The organism is Pseudomonas sp. v388 (genome assembly GCF_003935425.1).
In the GTDB taxonomy this organism is placed as follows: Bacteria; Pseudomonadota; Gammaproteobacteria; order Pseudomonadales; family Pseudomonadaceae; genus Aquipseudomonas.
Genome location: NZ_RHQN01000001.1, coordinates 863,827 through 886,608 on the forward strand (window position 1 = coordinate 863,827; position 22,782 = coordinate 886,608).

The 22,782-nt window shown below is 62.2% G+C and carries 16 protein-coding genes; 8 read left to right on the forward strand and 8 right to left on the reverse strand.

What is annotated here, in order from left to right; translation table 11 throughout:
- Nucleotides 1-40: 40 nt before the first annotated feature.
- The 4 genes from EGJ27_RS03850 to EGJ27_RS03870 form a co-directional block, all read right to left on the reverse strand.
- Complete coding sequence (locus EGJ27_RS03850; protein ID WP_177522920.1) at nt 41-2,392, reverse strand: ATP-dependent DNA helicase; 2,352 nt, start codon at nt 2,390-2,392, stop codon at nt 41-43.
- 105 nt (nt 2,393-2,497) lie between these two features.
- Nucleotides 2,498-3,901, reverse strand: a complete 1,404-nt coding sequence (locus EGJ27_RS03855) for a PLP-dependent aminotransferase family protein (RefSeq protein WP_125829372.1) — start codon at nt 3,899-3,901, stop codon at nt 2,498-2,500.
- A 129-nt stretch (nt 3,902-4,030) separates the two neighbouring features.
- The gene (locus EGJ27_RS03860; RefSeq protein ID WP_125829373.1) at nt 4,031-5,533 is read right to left on the reverse strand and encodes a hypothetical protein; all 1,503 of its coding nucleotides are present in this window, start codon (nt 5,531-5,533) and stop codon (nt 4,031-4,033) included.
- A 559-nt stretch (nt 5,534-6,092) separates the two neighbouring features.
- A complete protein-coding gene (locus EGJ27_RS03870; protein ID WP_125829375.1) occupies nt 6,093-7,121 on the reverse strand; it encodes a zinc-dependent alcohol dehydrogenase family protein in 1,029 nt (342 codons plus the stop codon).
- Between the two features lie 318 nt (nt 7,122-7,439).
- Here EGJ27_RS03870 and EGJ27_RS03875 point away from each other — a divergent pair, with 318 nt between their 5' ends.
- The 6 genes from EGJ27_RS03875 to EGJ27_RS03900 all read left to right on the forward strand — a co-directional run bounded on the left by EGJ27_RS03875 (nt 7,440) and on the right by EGJ27_RS03900 (nt 16,423).
- A complete protein-coding gene (locus EGJ27_RS03875) occupies nt 7,440-8,354 on the forward strand; it encodes a LysR substrate-binding domain-containing protein (RefSeq protein WP_125829376.1) in 915 nt (304 codons plus the stop codon).
- A 284-nt stretch (nt 8,355-8,638) separates the two neighbouring features.
- Entirely contained in the window at nt 8,639-9,880 is a 1,242-nt protein-coding gene (gene mexE, locus EGJ27_RS03880; protein WP_125829377.1) for a multidrug efflux RND transporter periplasmic adaptor subunit MexE, read from the forward strand.
- Between the two features lie 12 nt (nt 9,881-9,892).
- Nucleotides 9,893-13,084: an efflux RND transporter permease subunit gene (locus EGJ27_RS03885; protein WP_125829378.1), complete on the forward strand. Its 3,192-nt coding sequence runs from the start codon at nt 9,893-9,895 to the stop codon at nt 13,082-13,084.
- Nucleotides 13,084-14,481: an efflux transporter outer membrane subunit gene (locus tag EGJ27_RS03890; protein WP_125829379.1), complete on the forward strand. Its 1,398-nt coding sequence runs from the start codon at nt 13,084-13,086 to the stop codon at nt 14,479-14,481. Before EGJ27_RS03885 ends, EGJ27_RS03890 begins: the two co-directional genes overlap by 1 nt.
- A 133-nt stretch (nt 14,482-14,614) precedes the next feature.
- Entirely contained in the window at nt 14,615-15,712 is a 1,098-nt protein-coding gene (locus EGJ27_RS03895) for a lipopolysaccharide assembly protein LapB (protein ID WP_125829380.1), read from the forward strand.
- A 348-nt stretch (nt 15,713-16,060) separates the two neighbouring features.
- Nucleotides 16,061-16,423, forward strand: a complete 363-nt coding sequence (locus EGJ27_RS03900; RefSeq protein WP_125829381.1) for a histone-like nucleoid-structuring protein, MvaT/MvaU family — start codon at nt 16,061-16,063, stop codon at nt 16,421-16,423.
- Nucleotides 16,424-16,914: 491 nt separating this feature from the next.
- Here EGJ27_RS03900 and EGJ27_RS03905 read toward each other — a convergent pair whose 3' ends face one another.
- Nucleotides 16,915-17,451, reverse strand: coding sequence for a DUF4946 domain-containing protein (locus EGJ27_RS03905; protein WP_125829382.1), 537 nt, complete (start codon nt 17,449-17,451; stop codon nt 16,915-16,917).
- A gap of 153 nt (nt 17,452-17,604) precedes the next feature.
- Here EGJ27_RS03905 and gloA point away from each other — a divergent pair, with 153 nt between their 5' ends.
- Nucleotides 17,605-18,126 (forward strand): lactoylglutathione lyase, encoded by a 522-nt coding sequence (gloA, locus tag EGJ27_RS03910; protein WP_125829383.1) that lies wholly within the window; start codon nt 17,605-17,607, stop codon nt 18,124-18,126.
- A 119-nt stretch (nt 18,127-18,245) separates the two neighbouring features.
- Here gloA and ahpF read toward each other — a convergent pair whose 3' ends face one another.
- The 3 genes from ahpF to EGJ27_RS03925 form a co-directional block, all read right to left on the reverse strand.
- A complete protein-coding gene (ahpF, locus tag EGJ27_RS03915; RefSeq protein WP_125829384.1) occupies nt 18,246-19,808 on the reverse strand; it encodes an alkyl hydroperoxide reductase subunit F in 1,563 nt (520 codons plus the stop codon).
- A 123-nt stretch (nt 19,809-19,931) separates the two neighbouring features.
- Nucleotides 19,932-20,495, reverse strand: coding sequence for an alkyl hydroperoxide reductase subunit C (gene ahpC, locus EGJ27_RS03920; protein WP_074812657.1), 564 nt, complete (start codon nt 20,493-20,495; stop codon nt 19,932-19,934).
- A 120-nt stretch (nt 20,496-20,615) separates the two neighbouring features.
- Nucleotides 20,616-21,596 (reverse strand): site-specific integrase, encoded by a 981-nt coding sequence (locus tag EGJ27_RS03925; RefSeq protein ID WP_125829385.1) that lies wholly within the window; start codon nt 21,594-21,596, stop codon nt 20,616-20,618.
- A gap of 176 nt (nt 21,597-21,772) precedes the next feature.
- Here EGJ27_RS03925 and EGJ27_RS03930 point away from each other — a divergent pair, with 176 nt between their 5' ends.
- Nucleotides 21,773-22,780, forward strand: coding sequence for a DNA-binding protein (locus tag EGJ27_RS03930; protein ID WP_125829386.1), 1,008 nt, complete (start codon nt 21,773-21,775; stop codon nt 22,778-22,780).
- Nucleotides 22,781-22,782 lie beyond the last annotated feature (2 nt).

Here is a 22,782-nt window from a genome sequence, read left to right on the forward strand (position 1 = left end):
GTTTACTGGCAGTTCGACCGCAACGCTTGTTTATCGATCCCTAAGTCTCTGATCGATCTAGCCGCCACCAGTCAGGCAGTAAATGTTGGACCTTGGGTTCGGCGAAACGGTCATCGATCAACATGACGACGCCCTGGTCGCTTTGACTGCGGATTACCCTGCCCGCTGCCTGGACCACTTTCTGCACACCGGGGAAAAGGTAGGTGTAATCGTAGCCTGCGCCGTACAGCCCGGCCATGCGCTGTTTGAATTGCTCATTGACCGGGTTGAGCTGCGGCAGCCCCAGCGTGGCAATGAACGCACCGATCAAGCGCGCGCCGGGCAGATCGATGCCTTCGCCGAACGCGCCGCCCAGCACCGCGAAGCCGATGCCCCGGCTCTCAAGGGTGAAGCGGTCGAGAAAGCCCTGGCGCTCACCTTCACTCATGCCCCGCGCCTGCTGCCACAGGGTGATGTCCGGATGCTCGCGTTGCAGCAGCTCGGCCACCTGTTGCAGGTAATCGAAGCTGCTGAAAAACGCCAGGTAGTTGCCGGGCCGTTCGCGAAACGTGTCGGCCATCAGTGCGACGATCGGCGCCAGCGACGCCTGACGATGGGCAAAGCGCGTGGAGATGCGGCTGACGATACGCACATCCAGCTGCGCGTGGTGGAACGGCGACTCGACGTCGATCCACGCGGTAGTGGCCGGCAGGCCCAGCAAGTCAGCGTAATACTGCCCAGGCCTGAGGGTTGCTGAGAACAGCACCGTGGTGCGCGCTGCCGTCAAGCGGGGCTGGATGAACTTGGCCGGCACCACATTGCGCAAGCTCAGGCGCGACAGGCTGCGACTGCGTCCAATGTCGCGCTTGGCAATGTCGAAGATGAAGTGTTCGTCGAACAGCTCGGCGATCCGCGCGAAACCGATGGCCTCGAAGTAGAAGTTCTGCAACGCGCCCTCTACCGCCTGCGGATGCTCGTTGAAGTAATCGCCCAGGGCGGTCATGCACAGGTTCAGGCTGTCGACGAACTTGATCGGCACGTCGCGGTACGCCTGGTAAGGCGCGATTTGCTCCTTGTGCAGCGCGTTCCACTGGCGATTGAGGCGGTCCAGAGGCTTCTTCAACACCACCGGAGCCGACTGGCGCAATTCGTTCAGACGCTGCTGGTCGAGACTGGCGCTGTACATGCTGCGCGTGCGCTCGACCATGTTGTGCGCCTCGTCCACCAGCACCGCGACGCGCCATTGATTGAGCTGGGCCAGGCCGAACAGCATGGCGCTCAGGTCGAAGTAATAGTTGTAGTCACCGATCACCACATCCGCCCAGCGCGCCAGCTCCTGGCTCAGGTAATACGGGCAGACCTGATGCTCCAGCGCCACCTCCCGCAGGCGGGCCTGGTCCAGCCTGGCAACCTGCACGGCGGCCAGTCGCGCAGCCGGCAAGCGATCATAAAAACCCTTGGCCAGTGGACAGGAATCGCCGTGACAGGCTTTGTCCGGATGCTCGCAGGCCTTGTCCCGCGCCACCAGTTCCAGCACGCGAAGATTGAGCTGCGGCGCGCTTTCGCCGATCACCGTCAGCGCGTCCAGCGCCAGTTTGCGGCCGGGGGTCTTGGCGGTCAGGAAAAACACCTTGTCCAGCTTTTGCCCGGGCCGGGCCTTGAGCAGGGGAAACAAGGTGCCGATGGTCTTGCCGATCCCGGTTGGCGCCTGGGCCATCAGGCAACGCCCGGTGCTGGCGGCCTTGTACACCGATTCGGCGAGGGTACGCTGCCCGGTGCGAAATTCAGGGTGAGGGAACGCCAGCCCGAGCAGTCCTTGATCGAGCTCGCGCCGGTGTTTGAGCTCCTGCCGCGCCCACTGCAGAAATACCTCGCATTGCCGGGTAAAGAACTCGCCCAGGGTTTCGGCCCGGTAGTGCTCGCGCAGCACGGTTTCCCGCTCGGTGACGATGTTGAAATACACCAGCGCCAGGGTCACTTCACTCAGTTGTAACTGTCGGCATAGCAACCAGCCGTAGACCTTGACCTGCGCCCAGTGCAGTTGCCGATGGTTGGCGGGGATGGCGTCGAACTCCCCCCGGTAGGTTTTCACCTCTTCCAGCTGATTGCCGGCGGCATCATAGCCATCCGCCCTGCCCCGGACCCGCAGCTCGCGATAGTCGCCGCTCAACGACACCTCGGCCTGATAATCGGCACTGCGCCGCGACGCCACCGTGCGATGTCCAGCGATCCCTTCCTGAGCGGTGGGCGATGGCGTGAAACGCAGGTCCAGGTCGCCGATCTTGGCGGTGAACTCGCACAGCGCCCGCACCGCCACGACGTAGCAATCGGCCTCGGCCTCTATACCAGCGGTGGCTTCAGGTGCAACGGATGCGGGGCTGGTGTCGGGATCGATGGGGATCGTGAGGGTCACTGCGCGGGAAAACCATGGGCTGGCGGTACTGGATGGGCGTACAGATACCAGCCCGGACCCGCCTGTGGCAAATACAAATGGATCGACGGCCTGTATCAATCACCCTCATGGTCGGCGCGCCTGGCGCAACGCGTCACCCAGCGCCGTGAGCAAGCGCGGCAAATCCTGGCGCCAATCGACGGTATAGCTGATGCGCAGGTGCTGGGCGTGCAGCCCGCCGAGGCTGAACAGTTCGCCGGGGGTGGTGACGATGCGTTGCTGCAACAGATTGCGGTACACCGCGCGCATGTCCACGCGATGCGTGCTCTGCGCCCAGATCGCGCCGCCGCCTTCGGGGGTCTGATAATGGATCAGCGCTCCCAGATGCTCGTCCAGCAGCTGCGCCATGGCCAGCATGCGCTGTGACAGTAACTGCCGCAGCTGGTGCAAATGTTCGTCGAGCCGTCCGCTGCTGCATAGCCGGGCAATGGCTTTCTGACGCAGCGGTGGGATCTCGAATGCGCGCAGCAGAAAGTAGTGCTGCCACTGAACCGGAAACTGACGACACAGCAGGTAGCCATAGGGGGCTTCCGGACTCAGGGTCTTGTCGAACGCGCCGACGATCAACAGCCGCTGCGGGTCGATCAGGTCCCGCAACCGGGTACGACCCACGACAAAGGCCAGGTCACCGTGGCTGTCGTTCTCCATGACCCAGACCTGATGACTATTGAGCACCTGCGCCACGGCCTGTCGGTTGCGCAGTGGCAGGCTACTGCCTCGCACCGGATTGATCGAGGATGACAGGATCGCCAGCCCGACCGGCGCCTGGTGCAGCAACTGGTCCAGTTGCTGCACGTTGATGGCGCCGCCGGCATCCAGCGGCAGCTCGACCACTTGCACGCCGAGCGACTGCAACAGGCGCAACAGCGCCCACGGGCACGGGGATTCCACCAGCACCGTGGCGCCGCGCAGCTGCAGGATCTCTACCGCCGCCTTGAGCATGCCCAGCAGGTCGGGGCCGACGTAGACGTTCTCGGGATACCAGCAGCGCTGCGCATCACAGGTGTAGCGTGCGGCCAGCGCGATGCGCAGTTCCAGGTCGCCGAAAGGCTGGAAGCCTGGGTCCAGCGGCCGCGGACAATGCCGAAGCAGCTCGCGCTCGATCACCAGCAACTGGCCTTGCAGGGACTGCAGTAAAGTCGGTTCGTCGTTGCCTAGCAGCGCCATGCCGGGACGCCGTGCATGGCGGTAGAACAGGTCCATCGGACTGTCTTCGGCGGCTTCCGTCAGCGGCTCATCGCCGGCACTGACCGGCACCGCAAAGTAGCCCGACTTGGGCACCGAGCATACCCGTCCTTCTTTCTCCAGCAACGCGTAGGCGCTCTGTATGGTGGAGATCGAAACCCGCAGGCGGCGCGCCAACTGACGCAGCGACGGCAGCTTCCTGGTGGAGTCGGCCTGCACCTCGTTGACCAGGCGCACGATGTAGCGATAGACCGCCTGATAGGCGAAGTCGGTTTTATTATTCATGGCACAACTTACTCATGGAGCAGCCGAGCGCATCGGCGAGTGCACGCAAAGACAACGGCGCAAAGGCAACTGCCGGTACGGGCAGCCGCCATTGCCGATGACGAAAGGGGGGTTAAACAGCGAGTGGGCTCAGCGCCCGGACACGACCTCGACGGTCGCCTGCCCGGTCAGCGGATCGACCGTGCGGATGCGGCACTTGTCCGGGTCCGAGGCGCGGATCCGGGCGATGATCGAGTGGGTATCGCTGAAGTCCACCCGCTGTTTGCGGTAGAGCGCATTCAACCCCTTGAGGCTCATGCCGCTGATATCGGTCAGCCATTGCAGCACCTGATCCGGCGCGCCACTGCCTTGCAGCGCCTTGTGCAGGTCCGGCAGGGCCACCAGCATGCCCGGATGACAGCGGCGCAGGAAAGTTTCCAGCTCGCGGCCCTGGTCCACGAACGGCGAGAACAGCATGCACACCAGTTGCGACTCGTTCAGGCCGAAGCCCTCCTGGGCATAGCTTGCCGCCAGTTCGCGCCGCGCTTCCAGGCGCTCGGCGCCGCGGTACGCGCCCAGCGCCTGCTCTATCAGCCGGGGCGGCATCTGCTTGCGCCGCATCAGCCTGTTCGCCAGTTCCAGGTATTCGGCGATACCGTCGGCGTAGCTTCGCTGCTGCAGGTACTGGGCCTTGAGCCCGCGCATATGCGCCATCAGCAACGGGTTGGCGCAGTCCGATTCGCTGAAGCTGAAGGCCAGGTCATCGAAGCGAAAACCGAGGAATTCAGTCAGCAGGTTCCAGTGCTCATCGACCTTGCAACTGACCAGATCGGCGATGGGCACCAGCGCCGGCAGCGTGCCCCGATTGCCCTGCAAAAGGGGGCGCGGCGCCTGGCCGCCACCTTCATCGTCGTCGGCGTACAACGCCTGATGCCAGGCCTGGCCGATGCCCTCCACCAGACGCAACGCGCCGCCCAGGCTCTGTGTCGCCCAGCGGCCGCCCTGGCCATTGCCTTGAGCCAGCCGCGCCAGCCAGGTGGCGTAGTGTTTCTGTTCCTTGCGCGCATCACCGCTGACCAGCGCATCCACACCGGCGCCCGAGGACGCCGCGCGCCCCAGGAAATCCGCCAGGTTCAGGTAGCAACGGGTACAGAACGTACTGCGCCCGTCGCCTGCCGACAGATGCCCGGCCACCAGCATGTCCGAACGGTTCTGTTCCCGTCCGGCGCTGGACAGCGGCAGGTCCCGCTCGAAGGCCTGGGTGTACTGGTTGTCCATGACCAGCATTTCGACACGCGGGTCGTCGTACAGAAACAAGGCCGAGTAGGTGCGATGGATATTGTCCATCACGGCCGGCGTGATGCCCACGTGGCGCAGGGTGGCGACTCGCAGCTTGAAGGTGCCCGGCGCGCGGCAGGCAATGCTCAGTTGCGCGGCGCGCATGAAGGCCAGGGTGTAGGCGCTGTCCTTGCCGCCGCCGAAGGTCACCAGCGCCTTGAAACTGGAGATTCGCTCGATGCCGCCCGCCGCCACGATCAGGCGCTGGATCAGCAACTGCAATGCGGTACGTTCAGCGCGCGTGAAGTAACCCAACAGGCGTTGCAGCACTTGTTGGTAGACATAATTCATCGCTTGCTCGTGGATAGTGCTCATCGTGTCTTGCCCACCCTTGGTTGTAGACGCGGCGCGGCGTCGGGGCGGTGATGGATATCAGGTTGGCAACCGGGTTTATAATCGCGCATGACTCATTCCCTGAGTAATAATTACCCAACTATTATCAGTATCTTCCCGGCGATTACAATGCACAGATACCGGGCAAAAACAGTACAGCTGCGCGTATTATCAGGCGCGCCGAAAACACTTTGTTTAATCACCTTCCAGACACCGCACGCCGGGCAAACCCCTTGCCCACGCGGGCATCAAGCCAGTCCCCGGCGTCCGCAGCCGCGTGGCAGACACCCGCCACCGAAAGTTCAAACGGACGCTCGTTCGGCGCAGGCGACCCACGCCTGCGTGGCAATACTTCGCCTGAGTAGGAATGCCGCCATTTCACAATGGCGGCATTTACCGCCGCCGATAAACACGATTCATCGGCTGATTAAACGCGCACTCTTTATCCCGGCAAAGTTTAAACTTTCCATCCACCTGGCTTTTCAATCGGCCATAAAAAAAGCCTTCCGCAGGTGGAAGGCTTTCAAGACCTGAGTAACGATTATTCGGCGTCGGCGGCAAGTTCAAGCACCGCACGGCCACCGATGGGGCAGTTGTCCATGTAACGGTGCGCCTGGACGACCTGCTCGAAGGCAAAGGTACGCGTCTGCAAGGGCTTGAGCACCCGGTCGGCGGTCAGCTGGTTGATGTCGCGCAACGCACGCTGCAGCGCCTCGGCATCCTGGGTAATCGCCAGCTCCGGCTTGCCGGTGAAGTTGCTCAGGCAGTGCACGAAAAACTGGATGTTCTTCTGGAACGCGGCGCAGGCCGGAAACGGCGTCTGGTTGCCGCCTTGCAGGCCGTACAGCACCAGGCTGCCACGGGGCGCAAGCACATCGCCCATGATCGACATCTGCGGGCCACCCAGCCCGTCGAACACCGCGTCCACACCCCGGCCTTCGGTGAACTTGTTGACCGCCAGCAGCAGGTCCTGCTCCTCGGTCACCACCACTTTGTCCGCGCCCAGGGACAACAGATAGTCCCGCGCATCGGCCGTCTTGGTGGCGGCGATCACCCGCACGCCCAGCGCCTTGCCCAGTTGCACGAAGTTGGGACCGGCGCAATGACTGGCATCGGTGATCAGGGCGCACTGGCCTGCCTTGATCCGTGCCAGATCCACGTAGGCAAAGTACGCATTGAGAAACGGCGTGTAGTGCACGCTGGCCTCGACCGGCGACAGCAGATCCGGATAACGGGTCAGCGCACCGCGCGGCAGCACAATGACTTCGCCATAGGCCGGATGCTGATTGGGGTCGGCCGCCGGAAAGCTGGCCACCCGGTCGCCTACCGCCAGATCGTCTACGCCAGTGCCCAGCGCGGTGACCACGCCGGCCATCTCATAGCCCAGGCCCGCCGGCAAGCGCGCCTGGGTCGACGCAAGATTTTGCCGCCAGAGTACGTCATACCAGCTGATGCCGATGGCCTGCACACGCACCTGCACCTCGCCGGGAGCAGGCAGCGCGGCAGGGTGCTCTTCGACCTTGAGCACCTCGGCCGGGCCAAACTGGTGAAAACGGATCATGCGGGACATTTAGAACCTCGCCTTGGAAACCTTGATGCCATGAACTCTATCCGGGCGCTGCCGGTAACACTATCAGTGGCTATTAATAGTCGACATGCCTGCCGTCGATTGTGTTGCACAGGCCGCATGACGAGTCAGACCACGCCCGTGCCTGGATGTGCGATCGGCCGCCATTGTTCGCATCTGCACTCAACATTGCAACCTCAAGGGGATTTCGGGCGATGTCCTACACAACAAAGGAATTTTTCGGTGCGCCGGATCGGCATTTGCTCGTACTATCGCAACCTGCTTCCGTTCACCCTCGACCCATGGCCCGGGACCTCCTGTATGAATCGCAACGACCTGCGTCGCGTCGACCTGAATCTGCTCATCGTTTTCGAAACCCTGATGCATGAGCGAAGTGTCACCCGTGCCGCGGAGAAGCTGTTCCTCGGGCAGCCGGCGATCAGCGCCGCGTTGTCTCGCCTGCGCGGCCTGTTCGACGACCCTCTGTTCGTCCGTACCGGGCGCAGCATGGAGCCCACCGCCCGCGCTACCGAGATCTTCGGCCTGCTGTCGCCGGCGCTGGATTCGATTTCGACGGCGGTCAGCCGCGCTTCGGAGTTCGACCCGGCCACCAGCAATGCGGTGTTTCGTATCGGCCTGTCCGACGACGTCGAGTTTGCCCTGCTGCCTACCCTGCTCAAACGCCTGCGCTCCGAAGCGCCGGGTATCGTGCTGGTGATCCGCCGGGTCAATTACATCCTGATGCCGGCGCTGCTGGCGTCCGGGGAGATCTCGGTGGGTGTCAGTTACACCCAGGACCTGCCGGCCAACGCCAAGCGCAAAGTGCTGCGCCGCAGCAAGCCGCAACTGCTGCGCGCCGACTCGATTCCCGGCCGGCTGTCGCTGGACGACTTCTGCGCCCGGCCCCACGCCCTGGTCTCATTCGCCGGCGACCTGAGCGGGTTCATCGACGAGTACTTGGCCGAGATGGACCGCAAGCGCCATGTGGTGCTGGCCGTGCCCCAGTTCAATGGCCTGGCCACGCTGCTGACCGGCACCGATATCATCGCCACCGTGCCCGACTACGCCGCCCAGGTGCTGACTGCCGCCGGCGGCGTACGCTCCGAAGACTTGCCGCTGGAGAGCCGCACCTTCGAACTGCACATGGCCTGGCGCGGCGCGCAGGATAACGATCCGGGCGAGCGCTGGTTAAGGTCCAGGATTCAGATGTTTTTCGGGGATCCGGACAGCCTGTGAACAGCGGCCGTCCGCACCGGGCGCATGCTGTCAGCTGGGCAAATCAGAAGGTCACGTCGCAGGCCGGCGCCAGCTTCCAGTCGCCGGAAGGCGCAATGAGGCAGGCGAAGTTATTGAGGCTTGTTCGTGGCGATCTGAATAAGCCCCGGCGCGCGCATCGGCCGGGCCAATCTTAAAAAAAGATTTATCAATACGAATGATATTAACCTTCGTTTTATTCGATTCGTTAATAACACCCCCGGCGCAACAGAATCCGTCCATTCCTACTATCGGCGGATTTTCCCATGTCTCAGTCATTCTCCCATCTGCGCTATCCCCTCACCGCCCTGGCCCTGATCGTGATAAGCGCCTGCGGGCGTGCGCCTGAGGCGACCACTGCGCCGGCGGCCGCCAAGGTCAGCGTTGCCAAGGTGCTGGAACAACCCGTCAATGAGTGGGACGAGTTCACCGGGCGTCTCGAAGCGCCGGAAACCGTCGAAGTGCGCCCGCGGGTGTCGGGGCAGATCGATCAGGTGGCCTTTACCGACGGCTCGCTGGTCAAGAAAGGGGACCTGCTGTTCCAGATCGACCCGCGGCCGTTCCAGTCTGAAGTCCGCCGTCTTGAAGCCCAACTGCAACAGGCCCGCGCCGTAGCGACTCGCAGTCAGAACGAAGCCGAGCGCGGTGAGCGGTTGCGCACCAACAATGCCATTTCCGCGGAACTGGCCGACTCCCGCGCCACCGCCGCGCAGGAAGCGAAAGCCGGGGTCGCCGCCATTCAGGCGCAACTGGACCTGGCTCGCCTGAATCTGAGCTTCACCCGGGTGACCGCGCCGATCACCGGCCGCGTCAGCCGCGCCGAGATCACCGCCGGCAACATCGTCACCGCCGACGTCACACCGCTGACCAGCGTGGTCTCCACCGACAAGGTGTATGCCTATTTCGATGCCGATGAACGCGTGTTCCTCAAGTACACCGAGCTGGCTCGCAAAGGCCAGCGCGGCCAGACCACCCCGGTGTACCTGGGGCTGTCTACTGAAACCGGCAACCCGCACCTGGGCCAGATGAATTTCATCGACAACCAGGTCAATCCGCGCACCGGCACCATCCGCGGTCGTGCCGTGTTCGACAACACTGACGGTAGCTTTACTCCTGGCCTGTACGCCCGCCTCAAGCTGGTCGGCAGCGGCACCTACTCCGCCGTGCTGATCACCGACGAAGCGGTCGGCACCGACCTGGGCAAGAAATTCGTGCTGGTCATGGACAAGGACAACAAGCCTTCGTATCGCGCCGTTGAACTGGGGCCGAAGATCGAAGGCTTGCGCATCGTGCGCAGCGGCCTGGCCAAGGACGACACCATTGTGGTCAAGGGCCTGCAACGCGTGCGTCCCGGCCAGCCGGTGGACCCTGAAGTGACTCCGATGGCCAGCGCCGACACCCTGGCGCTGCTGCTCAAACAACGCCAGGCCCTCGAAGCCAGCAACCTGCCACAAGTGACGCCCAAAGCGGTCGTCAAACTCGCCAGCGCCACCGCGCCACGCGGCTAAGGGACTTGTCCGATGAACTTCTCCAAATTCTTTATTTCCAGGCCGATCTTCGCGGCGGTGCTGTCGCTGCTGGTGTTGATCGCCGGTGCCATCTCGCTGTTCCAGTTGCCGATCAGTGAATACCCCGAAGTGGTGCCGCCCACCGTCGTGGTGCGCGCCAACTTCCCCGGCGCCAACCCCAAGGTGATTGGTGAAACGGTTGCATCGCCGCTGGAGCAGGCGATCACCGGCGTGGAAAACATGCTGTACATGTCCTCCCAGGCCACCGCCGACGGCAAGCTGACCCTGACCATCACCTTCGCCCTGGGCACCGACCTGGACAATGCGCAGGTGCAGGTGCAGAACCGCGTGACGCGCACCGAACCCAAGCTGCCTGAAGAGGTGACGCGGATCGGGATCACCGTGGACAAGGCATCGCCCGACCTGACCATGGTCGTGCACTTGACCTCGCCGGATGACCGCTACGACATGCTGTACCTGTCCAACTACGCGGTGCTCAACATCAAGGACGAGCTGGCTCGCCTCGGTGGTGTCGGTGACGTGCAGCTGTTCGGCATGGGCGACTACTCGCTGCGGGTGTGGCTCGATCCGAACAAGACCGCTTCGCGCAATCTGACCGCCACCGATGTGGTCAACGCGATTCGCGAACAGAACCGCCAGGTCGCGGCCGGCCAGCTGGGCGCACCGCCCTCGCCCACTGCCACCAGCTTCCAGATGTCGATCAATACTCAAGGCCGCCTGGTCAGCGAGGAAGAATTCGAGAACGTGGTGATCCGCGCCGGTGCTGACGGCGAAATTACCCGGCTCAAAGACGTCGCCCGTGTAGAGCTGGGCTCCAACCAGTACGCCCTGCGCTCGCTGCTCAACAACAAGCCGGCGGTGGCCATCCCGATCTTCCAGCGCCCAGGCTCCAACGCCATCGACATCTCCAACGATGTGCGGGCAAAAATGGCCGAGCTCAAGCAAGGCTTCCCCGAAGGCATGGACTACAGCATCGTCTATGACCCGACCATCTTCGTGCGCGGCTCCATCGAGGCGGTGATTCACACCCTGTTCGAAGCACTGATCCTGGTGGTGCTGGTGGTGATCCTGTTCCTGCAGACCTGGCGTGCCTCGATCATCCCGCTGGTGGCGGTACCGGTCTCGCTGATCGGTACGTTCGCCGTGATGCACATGTTCGGCTTCTCCCTCAACGCCCTGTCGCTGTTCGGACTGGTGCTGGCCATCGGCATCGTGGTCGACGACGCCATCGTGGTCGTGGAGAACGTCGAACGCAACATCGAGCTGGGACTGGAACCGGTGGCGGCCACCCACAAGGCCATGGCCGAAGTGACCGGGCCTATCATCGCCACGGCACTGGTGCTGTGTGCAGTGTTCGTTCCGGCCGCATTCATCTCCGGCCTGACCGGGCAGTTCTACAAGCAGTTCGCGCTGACCATCGCCATCTCGACGGTGATCTCGGCATTCAACTCGCTGACCCTGTCTCCGGCCCTGGCGGCAGTACTGCTCAAAGGACACGACGCGCCGAAGGATCGCTTCTCGCGTTTCCTCGACCGCATGCTCGGCGGCTGGCTGTTCCGTCCGTTCAACCGCTTCTTCGAGAAAGCCAGCCATGGCTACGTCGGCACGGTGGCACGCGTCATCCGCAGCAGCGGCATCGCCTTGCTGGTCTACGCCGGCCTGATGGTGCTGACCTGGATGGGTTTCTCCAGCACGCCGACCGGTTTCGTGCCCAGCCAGGACAAGCAGTATCTGGTCGCCTTCGCGCAACTGCCCGATGCCGCCAGCCTGGATCGCACTGAAGAGGTGATCAAGCGCATGTCGGACCTGGCCATGCAACAGCCAGGCGTGCAAGACGCCATCGCCTTTCCGGGCCTGTCGATCAACGGCTTCACCAATAGCCCGAACAACGGCGTGGTGTTCGTGACCCTCAAGCCGTTCGATGAGCGCAAGGATCCGAGCATGTCGGCCAATGCCATCGCCGGCGCCTTGAACGGCAAGTTCGCTTCGATCCAGGAAGCCTACATGGCGATATTCCCGCCACCCCCGGTTCAGGGTCTGGGCACCATCGGCGGTTTCCGTCTGCAGATCGAAGACCGGGGCAACCTGGGTTATGACGAGCTGTACAAGGAAACCCAGAACATCATCGCCAAGAGCCGCAGCGTGCCCGAACTCGCTGGCCTGTTCACCAGCTACACGGTCAACGTGCCGCAGGTGGATGCCGCCATCGACCGCGAGAAGGCCAAGACCCACGGCGTGGCGATCAGCGACATCTTCGATACCCTGCAGGTCTACCTGGGTTCGCTGTACGCCAACGACTTCAACCGCTTCGGCCGTACTTACCAGGTCAACGTCCAGGCCGAACAACAGTTCCGCCAGGACTCGGACCAGATCGGCCAGCTCAAGGTGCGTAACAACCTGGGCGAGATGATCCCGCTGGCAACCTTCGTGAAGGTCAGCGACACCGCAGGCCCGGATCGGGTGATGCATTACAACGGCTTCATCACGGCGGAGATCAACGGCGCGGCAGGACCGGGCTTCAGCTCCGGCCAGGCCCAGGCGGCGGTCGAGAAATTGCTCGAAGCCGAATTGCCCAACGGCATGACCTATGAATGGACCGACCTGACCTATCAGCAGATTCTGTCCGGCAATACCGCGCTGTTCGTATTCCCGCTGTGCGTACTGCTGGCGTTCCTCGTGCTGGCAGCTCAGTACGAAAGCTGGAGCCTGCCGCTGGCGGTGATCCTGATCGTCCCGATGACCCTGCTGTCGGCCATTGCCGGGATCATCATTGCCGGCAGCGACAACAACATCTTCACCCAGATCGGCCTGATCGTACTGGTGGGCCTGGCGTGCAAGAACGCGATCCTGATCGTCGAGTTCGCCAAGGACAAACAGGAAGAAGGCATGAGCCCGCTGGACGCGGTGCTGGAGGCCTGCCGCCTGCGTCTGCGGCCGATCCTGATGACCTCGTTCGCCTTCATCATGGGTGTCGTGCCACTGGTGATCTCCAGCGGCGCCGGTGCGGAAATGCGTCACGCGATGGGCGTAGCGGTGTTCTCCGGCATGCTGGGGGTGACCTTCTTCGGCCTGCTGCTGACGCCGGTGTTCTATGTCCTGATTCGAAACTACGTTGAGCGCCAGGAGGCCCGCAAGGCCGCCCGGGCGCAGAAGCTGAACACGCTGCCTGCGGAGATGCATTAATGAGCGCGCTGAAACTCTTTGTCCCAAGCCTGCTGGTACTGGCGCTGGCCGCCTGCGCAGTCGGCCCGGACTACAAGGCGCCCGACACCGCACCGGCGGCCATGACCGCCGCCGGCCAGGGCAACTATGACCGCTCCAGGCTGGACGCTCTGTGGTGGAATCAGTTCGAAGACCCGACCCTCAACAAGCTGGTCGCCCAGTCGCTCAACGGCAACCGCGATCTGCGCGTGGCCTTTGCCCGACTGAAATCGGCCCGGGCCATCCGCGATGACGTCAGCAACGACGCCATGCCGGTGGTCACCAGCCGTGCCAGCAGCGACATCGGCAAGGGCCAGCAACCGGGCGTGACCGATCGCCGGGTCAACAGCGAGCGTTATGACCTGGGCCTGGACATGGCCTGGGAGCTGGACCTGTTCGGCCGTATCCAGCGTCAACTGGAAGCCAGTGACGCCGACCAGCAAGCCGCCGAAGCAGACCTGTATCAGTTGCAGGTCACGCTGATCGCCGAAGTCGTGGACGCCTACGGCCAGCTGCGCGGCGCGCAACTGCGTGAGGCCATCGCCCACGACAACCTGGAGAACCAGCGCAGCTCCAAGGGCGTGACCACCCAGCTGCGTGATGCCGGTGTCGGCAATGAACTGGACGTGGTGCGCGCCGAAGCACGCCTGGCCGCTGTCGAAGCCAGCGTGCCGCAGTTGCAGGCCGAGCAGGTGCGCCAGCGCAACCGGATCGCGACCTTGCTGGGTGAGCGCCCGGAAGCCCTGAGCGTCGACCTGAGCCCGAGCAAGCTGCCGGCGGTTACCAAGGCGTTGCCGATCGGCGATCCGACCCAGGTGCTGCGCAACCGTCCGGACGTACGCGCCGCGGAACGTCAACTGGCTGCGGCCACGGCACGCATTGGCGTGGCCACCGCGGATCTGTTCCCGCGAGTCAGCCTCAGTGGCTTCCTGGGCTTTACCGCCGGCCGGGGTTCGCAGATCGGTTCGTCGGCAGCCAAAGCCTGGGCGCTAGGCCCGAGCATCACCTGGGCGGCGTTTGACCTGGGCAGCGTCAGGGCGCAGATCCGCAGCGCCGACGCAGACGCCGAAGGCGCACTGGCCAACTACGAGCAGCAGGTGTTACTGGCGCTGGAGGAATCGGAAAACGCTTTCAGCGATTACGACAAGCGCCAGCAACGCCTGGTGTCGCTGATGCGCCAGAGCGATTCCAGTCGTGCCGCCGCCAGGCTGGCCTCGGTTCAATACCGCGAAGGCACCGCCGATTTCCTGGTGTTGCTGGACGCCGAGCGTGAGCGCCTGGCCGCCGAAGACACTCAGGCCCAGGCCCAGATCGAGCTGTACCGGGGCATCGTCGCCATCTACAAAGCGCTGGGCGGAGGCTGGCAACCCCAGGCCTGATCGGCCGAACCCCGCCATCACTGGCCATGCAGCCCGCGTCCCGGTTTCCGGTGGCGCGGGTTTCTGCGTTTGAAGTTTGACAGCGGCCCGTCGCAGCACCGAAGCTGCACGTCATCAAGAAATGGATTCTGATATGCCCCCATTGCCGTCACAGGGCACCTCGCCTTCATCCCTTGCACGCCGTCGCTGGCTGATCGTCCTGGCCGTGGTCATGGCGCTTGTCCTGCTTGCCCTGCTGGTCCGCTCCTGGCGCGACCAAGCGGCCAGCGTTGCGCCCAGACCCAGCCTCAATTATGCCCAGTCCCTGGACCTGGCCCACAACGGCAAGCCCGGTGCCGCGCGGGTGCTGTACCAGCAACTGGCGCGCAGCGACCTGACCGACGCCCGGCGCGTCGCCCTGCTTGCCGAACTGCCCAATTACCCCAGCCCCCAGGCGCTCAAGCTGCTCGATGCGCACCTGGCACATGAATCACCGACGGTGCGCCGCGCAGCCATCGAAGCGAGCGTGAAGCTGATCACCACCAGCCAGCGCAGCCTGTTGCTCGGCCCGCTGCTCGACGATCCGGACCAGTCGGTGCGTTTCAGTGCCACCGGCGCGCTGCTGGGCCTGTCTCCAGATGAGCTGGGGCTGTATTTCGCGGTGCAGCAGCAGAGCATCGAGGCGTATCAGGAATTTCTGCGGACCCAGCCGGCCAGCGCCCGGACGCTGCTGCAGCTGGCCCGCCTTTACCTGCAGACCGGCGACAATGAACCGGCGCTGGCCGCCTTGCAGCGGGCCGTCGCGCTGGAGCCTGACAATGTCGAGGCGGCGCTGGCGCACATCGATCTGCTCGACAGCCAGGGCCAGGCGGATCAGGCTCGCAGCCTGCTTGCCAGGCTGCTTCAACGCAACCCTGATTCGGCACTCCTGCAACACGCGCTGGGCAGTTGGCTGCTGGAACATGGCCAGGGCGAGTTCGCCCTGCTCAGCCTGGCCAAGGCGTCGGAACTCGCGCCGCGCAACGCCGACTACCGCTACGACCTGGCCGTGGCGCTGCACGATCTGGAGCAGCTGGAGGCCGCTCAGAAGCAGTTGATCCAGATCCTCCAGGATCAGCCGGCCAACCGTCGCGCCAGGGTGCTATTGATTCAATACTGGAAGGAAGCCGGCCAGTTGCAGAACGTGCAGGTATTGCTGGCCGAGCTGGAACAGCAGAACCCCGATGATCCGGCGTTGCAACAGGGTCTTTAGCAGCCCTCGGCCGAATCCGGCGTTTCTTTAGCTTACTGCCTGATTTCGGAAATAACTTACAACCTTCTTCATCAAATAAGACAACGCACCTCACAAAGTAGCGATCGGCGCGCCACATTCAAATATCAATTTCGTGGAAACTATTTTCTCTTTCGAAAAAAACGTGCATCATTTGCAGGCTACTGATTAATAACTACCCATTATCTTCTGCGGGACTGGTTGGAACGTTAAGTTTCATCATCGACATCGCTGGGGGCTGGGTAGCAACGAACGAGCGTATCGAGCGGATTCCTATCTGGTCGCTCTATTTGGACCGCTTACGGTCACTACACTGTCGGAGTATGTTATTTGTCCAGACTTGCCGAGTTTCGCGCAGCAGAAAAGGCCCTTCAAGAACAGCTGGCACAGCTGGAAACATTGAAGAATGATGCAGGGTTGAAGAAGGAAATCGAGTTCGAGCACAAGCTCCAGGACCTGATGGGCAGCTACGGCAAAAGCCTGCGCGACATCATCGCCATCCTCGACCCGGCCAGCACTTCCACCCTGATTGCCCCTGCAGGCCCCAAGCGCCGCCGCGCGCGCGTCGTCAAGGTCTATCAGAACCCGCACACTGGCGAACTGATCGAGACCAAGGGCGGCAACCACCGCGGCCTGAAAGCCTGGAAAGAGCAATACGGTGTGGACACTGTCGATTCATGGCTGCGCGCCTGATCGCCGGTGTTACCTCGAAGCCCTGCACTCGCAGGGCTTTTTTATGCCGTCATGGTTATGTGAGTTGCAGGCCGGGACAACCACGATATCCCAAGGACTATATCCAGCGATTGTGACGCGCTCGACAGTGGTTATCGGCGGTGTATATATAAATGGGCCGCAGATCATACAAACGGCCCCGTTAAAATCCTGACGTCAATAAACTTGCACCCGAACACTTTCGGTCATGTCCTGTAACACGCCGGGTGCATCAGCCAATAGACACTGATCCGTAAAGCCACCGTGACAGATAAATTTTGTTTAACGAAAGAAATTTCCTAAAGTGCCGACAGACCGTTCCGCAGTAAGCCGACGGACGTCGCAAAGCTTCACACATTTTTCACATGCTTTCTTACATAGTGAAGACCGCTAAAGGAATAGCGCCCCAATGCCCGCTTCGGCGGGCTTCTTTTTGCCTCGAAAAAACCGCTCCCCGCGCCATCCCCTCCCGCTCACGGCACGTTCTGCAGCTTCATGGTCTGGCGAATGCGCAAGGCTTGCTCCTTGTTTGCGGCGTAACCCTGGGCGGAACCGGCGTAAGACAATGACCAGGCCAGCTCCTTGCCGGCAGCGGCCACCAACGTCTGGGTCAGGACATGCACACCGTTCTGGGTGATCGAGCAAGTGGTCTCCAGCGCGGGCACTGTACTGAGCGTGGTCTCGCGCACCGGGGTGCAGGCGCTCTGCAGGCCGCTGCGGGCAAAGTTGACCTGAATGGCCTTGCGCATTTCCAGCAGCACGCCCTGGACATTGACTTCATGGCCGGGTGTGAGGCGCGTCTGGGTCAACTCCATGACCATTTCCGGATTGCCCGCCTGATCGTTCTTCACCGCGCGCTGTCTCATCTGCACGGACGCCTCGGGCGCCGCGGGCAGCACTTCCACGTCCCAGCCCGGCGGCCAGGTGATTTCAGGGTCTGCCGCAAGGGCCAGCGTCGGCAGCAGCAGGCACAGGCCCATCAAAGTAATGCGGGAACGGGCAAGAATCATGATCGACGGCATCCGGTGGGCAGGTCGCAAAGTCTGAAGCCACTACCCTGCCCGATCAAGTGCTCAATCGGCATCAACCTGCCTCAGCGTTTGGCACAGGCGCCCAGGTTCCGTATCATTTGGACATATTTGAACACTTAGCTGGAGAGACTCATGAGCTTGCAAGCACTCAACACATTCCCGGGCGTGACGGCCCAGCCCGAGGCTGTGACCCAACAGTTCGTGTTCAACCACACGATGCTGCGCGTCAAGGACGTCACCGCCTCGTTGGACTTCTACACCCGCGTGCTGGGTTTCAGCCTGCTGGAGAAGCGTGACTTCCCTGAAGCCCAATTCAGCCTGTATTTCCTCGGTCTGGTCGACAAGGCGCAGATCCCGGCCGACGACGCTGCGCGCACAGTGTGGATGAAGTCGATGCCCGGCATTCTGGAGCTGACCCACAACCACGGCACCGAGAACGATGCCGACTTCGCCTACCACGACGGCAACAGCGACCCACGCGGCTTTGGCCACATTTGCGTGTCCGTGCCGGACATCCGCGCGGCATGCGAGCGTTTCGAAACCCTGGGCGTGAACTTTCAGAAGCGCCTGGCTGATGGCCGCATGAACAGCATTGCATTCATCAAGGACCCGGATGGCTACTGGGTCGAAATCATCCAGCCGACGCCGCTGTGATCGTTCGATAGCTGAACGCCGCGCAAAACAAAAAGCCCCATGATTGCTCATGGGGCTTTTTGTTTGGCGCTGTACTGGGTGGGAGCGGACCGCCGCCCGGTCCGCTCCTACAGCATCTATCAGGCTGGCGCTGAGGTGCGGATCAGGTGATCAAAGGCGCTCAGCGAGGCCTTGGCACCTTCGCCCAAGGCGATGATGATCTGCTTGTACGGCGTAACGGTCACGTCACCGGCACCGAAGATACCCGGCACCGACGTCTCGCCGCGAGCGTCCACCACGATTTCGCCACGGGGCGACAGCTCGATGGAGCCCTTGAGCCACTCGCTGTTGGGCAGCAGACCGATCTGCACGAAGATGCCTTCCAGCGCGACGGTCAGTTCTTCACCCGACACCCGATCCTTGTAGCGCAGGCCGTTGACCTTTTCACCGTCGCCGGTGACTTCGGTGGTCTGGGCATTGGTCAGCACGGTCACGTTCGGCAGGCTGTGCAACTTGCGTTGCAGCACCGCGTCGGCACGCAGTTGCACGTCGAACTCCAGCAGCGTCACGTGGGACACGATACCGGCCAGGTCAATGGCCGCTTCGACGCCGGAGTTACCACCGCCGATCACCGCAACACGCTTGCCTTTGAACAGCGGGCCGTCACAGTGCGGGCAGTACGCCACGCCCTTGTTGCGGTATTGCTGCTCGCCGGGAACGTTCATTTCCCTCCAGCGTGCGCCGGTGGCGAGGATTACGGTCTTGGCCTTGAGGCTGGCACCGCTGGCGAACTTCACTTCGTGCAACTCACCGGCCTTGCCGGGAATCAGCTTGTCGGCGCGCTGCAGGTTCATGATGTCGACTTCGTACTGCTTGACGTGCTCTTCCAACGCAACGGCCAGCTTCGGCCCTTCGGTGTGCTGCACGGAAATGAAGTTCTCGATGGCCATGGTGTCCAGCACCTGCCCACCGAAACGCTCCGCCGCGACGCCGGTACGGATGCCTTTACGGGCAGCATACACAGCAGCTGCCGAACCGGCCGGGCCACCGCCGACCACCAGCACGTCGAAGGCTTCTTTACTGTTGAGCTTCTCGGCCTGACGCGCACCGGCGCCGGTGTCGATCTTGGCAAGAATTTCTTCCAGGCCCATGCGGCCCTGACCAAACAGCTCGCCATTGAGGTAGATGCTTGGGACCGACATGATCTTGCGGTCGGTCACTTCATCCTGGAACAGCGCGCCGTCGATGGCGACGTGCTCGATGTTCGGATTCAGAACGGCCATGAGGTTGAGTGCCTGGACCACGTCCGGGCAGTTCTGGCAGGACTGAGAGAAATAGGTTTCGAACTTGAAGCTGCCTTCAAGTGCGCGAACCTGCTCGAGGGTCTCGGCGCTGACTTTGGGCGGATAGCCACCCACCTGCAGCAAGGCCAGGACCAGCGAGGTGAATTCGTGCCCCATCGGGATGCCGGCGAAACGCAGGCTGATGTCTTTCCCAGGGCTGTTGAGCGAGAACGACGGCGTGCGCACGTCGGTACCGCTGTCGTTCAAGGTGACGTCTTTGGAAACGCTGATGACATCGTTCAGCAATGCCAGCATTTCCTGAGACTTCGCGCCGTCATCGAGGGACGCGACGATCTCGACTGGGCGAGTCACCCGCTCCAGGTAGGATTTCAACTGGGCTTTAAGATTGGCGTCCAACATGTGTCGGCTTCCTTTTTCAGAGGGTAGAAATAACAACGCCCAGGCGATGACCGCCCGGGCGTGTTTGAGGGCGATGCGGTTTACTTGCTCAAGAGCTCAGCGCCCTCAGCTGTTTCAAGCGACTCAGATCTTGCCGACCAGGTCCAGGGAAGGAGCGAGAGTAGCTTCGCCTTCTTTCCACTTGGCTGGGCAGACTTCACCTGGGTGAGCAGCAACGTACTGAGCGGCCTTGATCTTGCGCAGCAGCTCGGAAGCGTCACGGCCAACACCGCCGTCGTTCAGTTCAACGATCTTGATCTGACCTTCCGGGTTGATCACGAAAGTACCGCGGTCAGCCAGGCCAGCTTCTTCGATCAGAACGTCGAAGTTGCGGGAGATGGTCAGGGTCGGGTCGCCGATCATGGTGTACTGGATCTTGCCGATGGCTGGCGAAGTGTTGTGCCAGGCAGCGTGGGCGAAGTGGGTGTCAGTGGAAACGCTGTAGATCTCAACGCCCAGCTTCTGGAAAGCGTCGTAGTTGTCAGCCAGGTCTTCAAGTTCAGTCGGGCAGACGAAGGTGAAGTCAGCTGGGTAGAAGAAAACGACAGACCATTTGCCTTTGAAGTCGGCATCCGAAACGTCAACGAAAGCGCCGTTCTTGAATGCGGTTGCCTTGAACGGTTTTACCTGGCTGTTGATGATAGGCATCGGTATATCTCCTGATGGTTTGTAGAATCTGTAGGGGTTTGAAAATTTGATGGAGCGAAGCTTAACGACGATGGATGACATTCGCTCATTGGCAAACCTCATGTCATCGATTGCTTTTGCCTATGGCAGACGCTTATCAATAGAAGAAACCTTCAACGCGTCCATCGTCGCTGCCTCCATGGAACCCATGGAACGAGTGTCGACGAACGGCGAGGCGTCAATGTAGCGCATTGCGGACTTGATGTCCCTCCAGCCAACGTAGGTCATCAGTGACTTGAGGTCCCAGCCGCTGCCGCTTGCCCAACTGGCAAAGCCGCGGCGCAGCGAATGGCTGGTGTAGATCTGCCCGGCAATTCCCGCGCGCTCCAGGGCCTGGCGCAGCAACGGGATGACGCTGTTGGCATGCAGGCCCGCTGCGCTCAGGTTGCCCCAGCGATCGATGCCGCGAAACACCGGGCCGCGCACCAGCGCCGCACACTTGATCCATTCCAGGTACGCCTGCACCGGGCAAAGTCGTTGCAACGCCGGGGTCTGGTAGGTGCGGCCCAGATTGTCACGGTCCCCCTTGCTGCGCGGCAGGTACAGCGTGATTCCGGAATCGGCGACGGCTTTGACGTCCTCGATCTGCAGGCGACACAGTTCATCGCTGCGAAACCCGCGCCAGAAGCCGAGCAGGATCAACGCGGCATCACGCCGACAGCGCAACACCTGCGGATGATCCTGACGGGCCAGCGCCTGAGCGATCTGCCGATCCAGCGAGGCGATCACTCGCTCCAGATCCAGCAGTTGCAACGGCTCGGCCTGTTTTTCCTGCAGCGGATGCAGGGCGCGAATGCCCTTGAGCACCTTGCGCACCATGGGCGCCTTGGTGGGATCGGGAAACCCCTGGCTCGCATGCCATTGGGCCAACGCCGAGAGCCGCACCTTGAGAGTGTTGACCGACAGACTCCCGGCGTAGTGCACCAGATACCGCGCAATGCTGTCGCTGGTCGCCGGCAGAAAGCCGCCCCACACCACCTCGAAATGCTCGATGGCCGCACGGTAGCTGCGGCGCGTGTTATCTCGCGTCGCCGCCTCCAGGTAGCGATCCACCTCGTTCATGGCTTGTTTCCCCGCTGCTGTACCGATTTGCGCGCCCTTTTTATCGGCACACGTCATGACACGGGATAATACGCCAATATCCCATCTGACAAAGATGAAATATGCCTCGATTTTTTGGCCATTTTTAGTATGTAATTACAGGGTACATACCACAGTACGAAATCGTAGGAGAGATCATGGCTCGCGGCGGCGTAAACAAGGCATTGGTGCATAAAGCCAGGCAGGCATTGCTTGCCCGCGGCGAGCATCCGAGCATCGATTCAGTACGTATCGAAATGGGCAACACTGGCTCGAAAACCACAATCCATCGCTACCTCAAGGAGCTGGATCAGGTCGACGTGTCCGCTCCTGAACTCAATGAAGAACTGACCGAACTGGTTGCCCGCCTCGCTCAACGCCTTCAAGAACAGGGGCAGGAGCGGATCGACAACGCCCAGGCGGTCTACGTAGCCGCGCGCGAGAAGCTCGAGCAGGAGCTGAACGCCGCGCGCCAGCAGATCACCGAGCAAAGCCAACGCCTGACCGCGCTGGAGTCAGACAACGCAACACAGGCCGTCGCACTGGCGCGCTGCGAGCAGGCGCTGCACAGCACACAAACCGACAATGCACGACTTGGCCAGGCCACGCAGGATCTGGAAAGCCGCCTGACCGACAAGGACAAGCAGATCGACTCGCTGGAAGAAAAACACCAACACGCGCGGCAAGCCCTTGAGCATTACCGCACTTCCATCAAAGAGCAGCGCGAGCAGGAACAGCGTCGCCATGAGGGCCAGGTTCAGCAGTTGCAAATGGAGCTGCGGCAGGTGCAGCAGAGCCTGATGATCGGCCAGGAAGACATCACTCGCCTGAACCGCGACAACGAACGCCTGCTGGCCGAAAACCGGGCGACCTTTCGCGATCTGGAGGCGCTCGGAGAACAACTGGACAAGGCCACCCATGAGGTCGGGGTCGCGGCGCAGCAGCATCGTCACGCACAGACCCAGTGCGCGCTGCTGGACGAGCGCCTGCGCGCGGCAACGGATGAGAACGCCAGCTTGAAGCAGGCGCTGACCGAGAATCAGCAGCAGAACCGGATGCTTGAACTGCTGCTGGTCAGAAAGGAAATGGCACTGGAGGCCCTGCAGACACCGACAACTTTCAGCGAGCCGGTCAAAGCGCCCAGACCCCGGAAACCCAAGGCCTGATC

Bases quoted from the DNA above. Each gene is read 5' to 3' on its own strand.
- mexE (WP_125829377.1), top strand. From the start codon at position 8,639: ATGTCTCAGTCATTCTCCCATCTGCGCTATCCCCTCACCGCCCTGGCC.
- EGJ27_RS03875 (WP_125829376.1), top strand. From the start codon at position 7,440: ATGAATCGCAACGACCTGCGTCGCGTCGACCTGAATCTGCTCATCGTT.
- EGJ27_RS03890 (WP_125829379.1), top strand. From the start codon at position 13,084: ATGAGCGCGCTGAAACTCTTTGTCCCAAGCCTGCTGGTACTGGCGCTG.
- EGJ27_RS03885 (WP_125829378.1), top strand. From the start codon at position 9,893: ATGAACTTCTCCAAATTCTTTATTTCCAGGCCGATCTTCGCGGCGGTG.
- EGJ27_RS03905 (WP_125829382.1), bottom strand. From the start codon at position 17,451: ATGATTCTTGCCCGTTCCCGCATTACTTTGATGGGCCTGTGCCTGCTG.
- ahpC (WP_074812657.1), bottom strand. From the start codon at position 20,495: ATGCCTATCATCAACAGCCAGGTAAAACCGTTCAAGGCAACCGCATTC.
- gloA (WP_125829383.1), top strand. From the start codon at position 17,605: ATGAGCTTGCAAGCACTCAACACATTCCCGGGCGTGACGGCCCAGCCC.
- ahpF (WP_125829384.1), bottom strand. From the start codon at position 19,808: ATGTTGGACGCCAATCTTAAAGCCCAGTTGAAATCCTACCTGGAGCGG.
- EGJ27_RS03870 (WP_125829375.1), bottom strand. From the start codon at position 7,121: ATGTCCCGCATGATCCGTTTTCACCAGTTTGGCCCGGCCGAGGTGCTC.
- EGJ27_RS03895 (WP_125829380.1), top strand. From the start codon at position 14,615: ATGCCCCCATTGCCGTCACAGGGCACCTCGCCTTCATCCCTTGCACGC.
- EGJ27_RS03930 (WP_125829386.1), top strand. From the start codon at position 21,773: ATGGCTCGCGGCGGCGTAAACAAGGCATTGGTGCATAAAGCCAGGCAG.
- EGJ27_RS03860 (WP_125829373.1), bottom strand. From the start codon at position 5,533: ATGAGCACTATCCACGAGCAAGCGATGAATTATGTCTACCAACAAGTG.
- EGJ27_RS03925 (WP_125829385.1), bottom strand. From the start codon at position 21,596: ATGAACGAGGTGGATCGCTACCTGGAGGCGGCGACGCGAGATAACACG.
- EGJ27_RS03855 (WP_125829372.1), bottom strand. From the start codon at position 3,901: ATGAATAATAAAACCGACTTCGCCTATCAGGCGGTCTATCGCTACATC.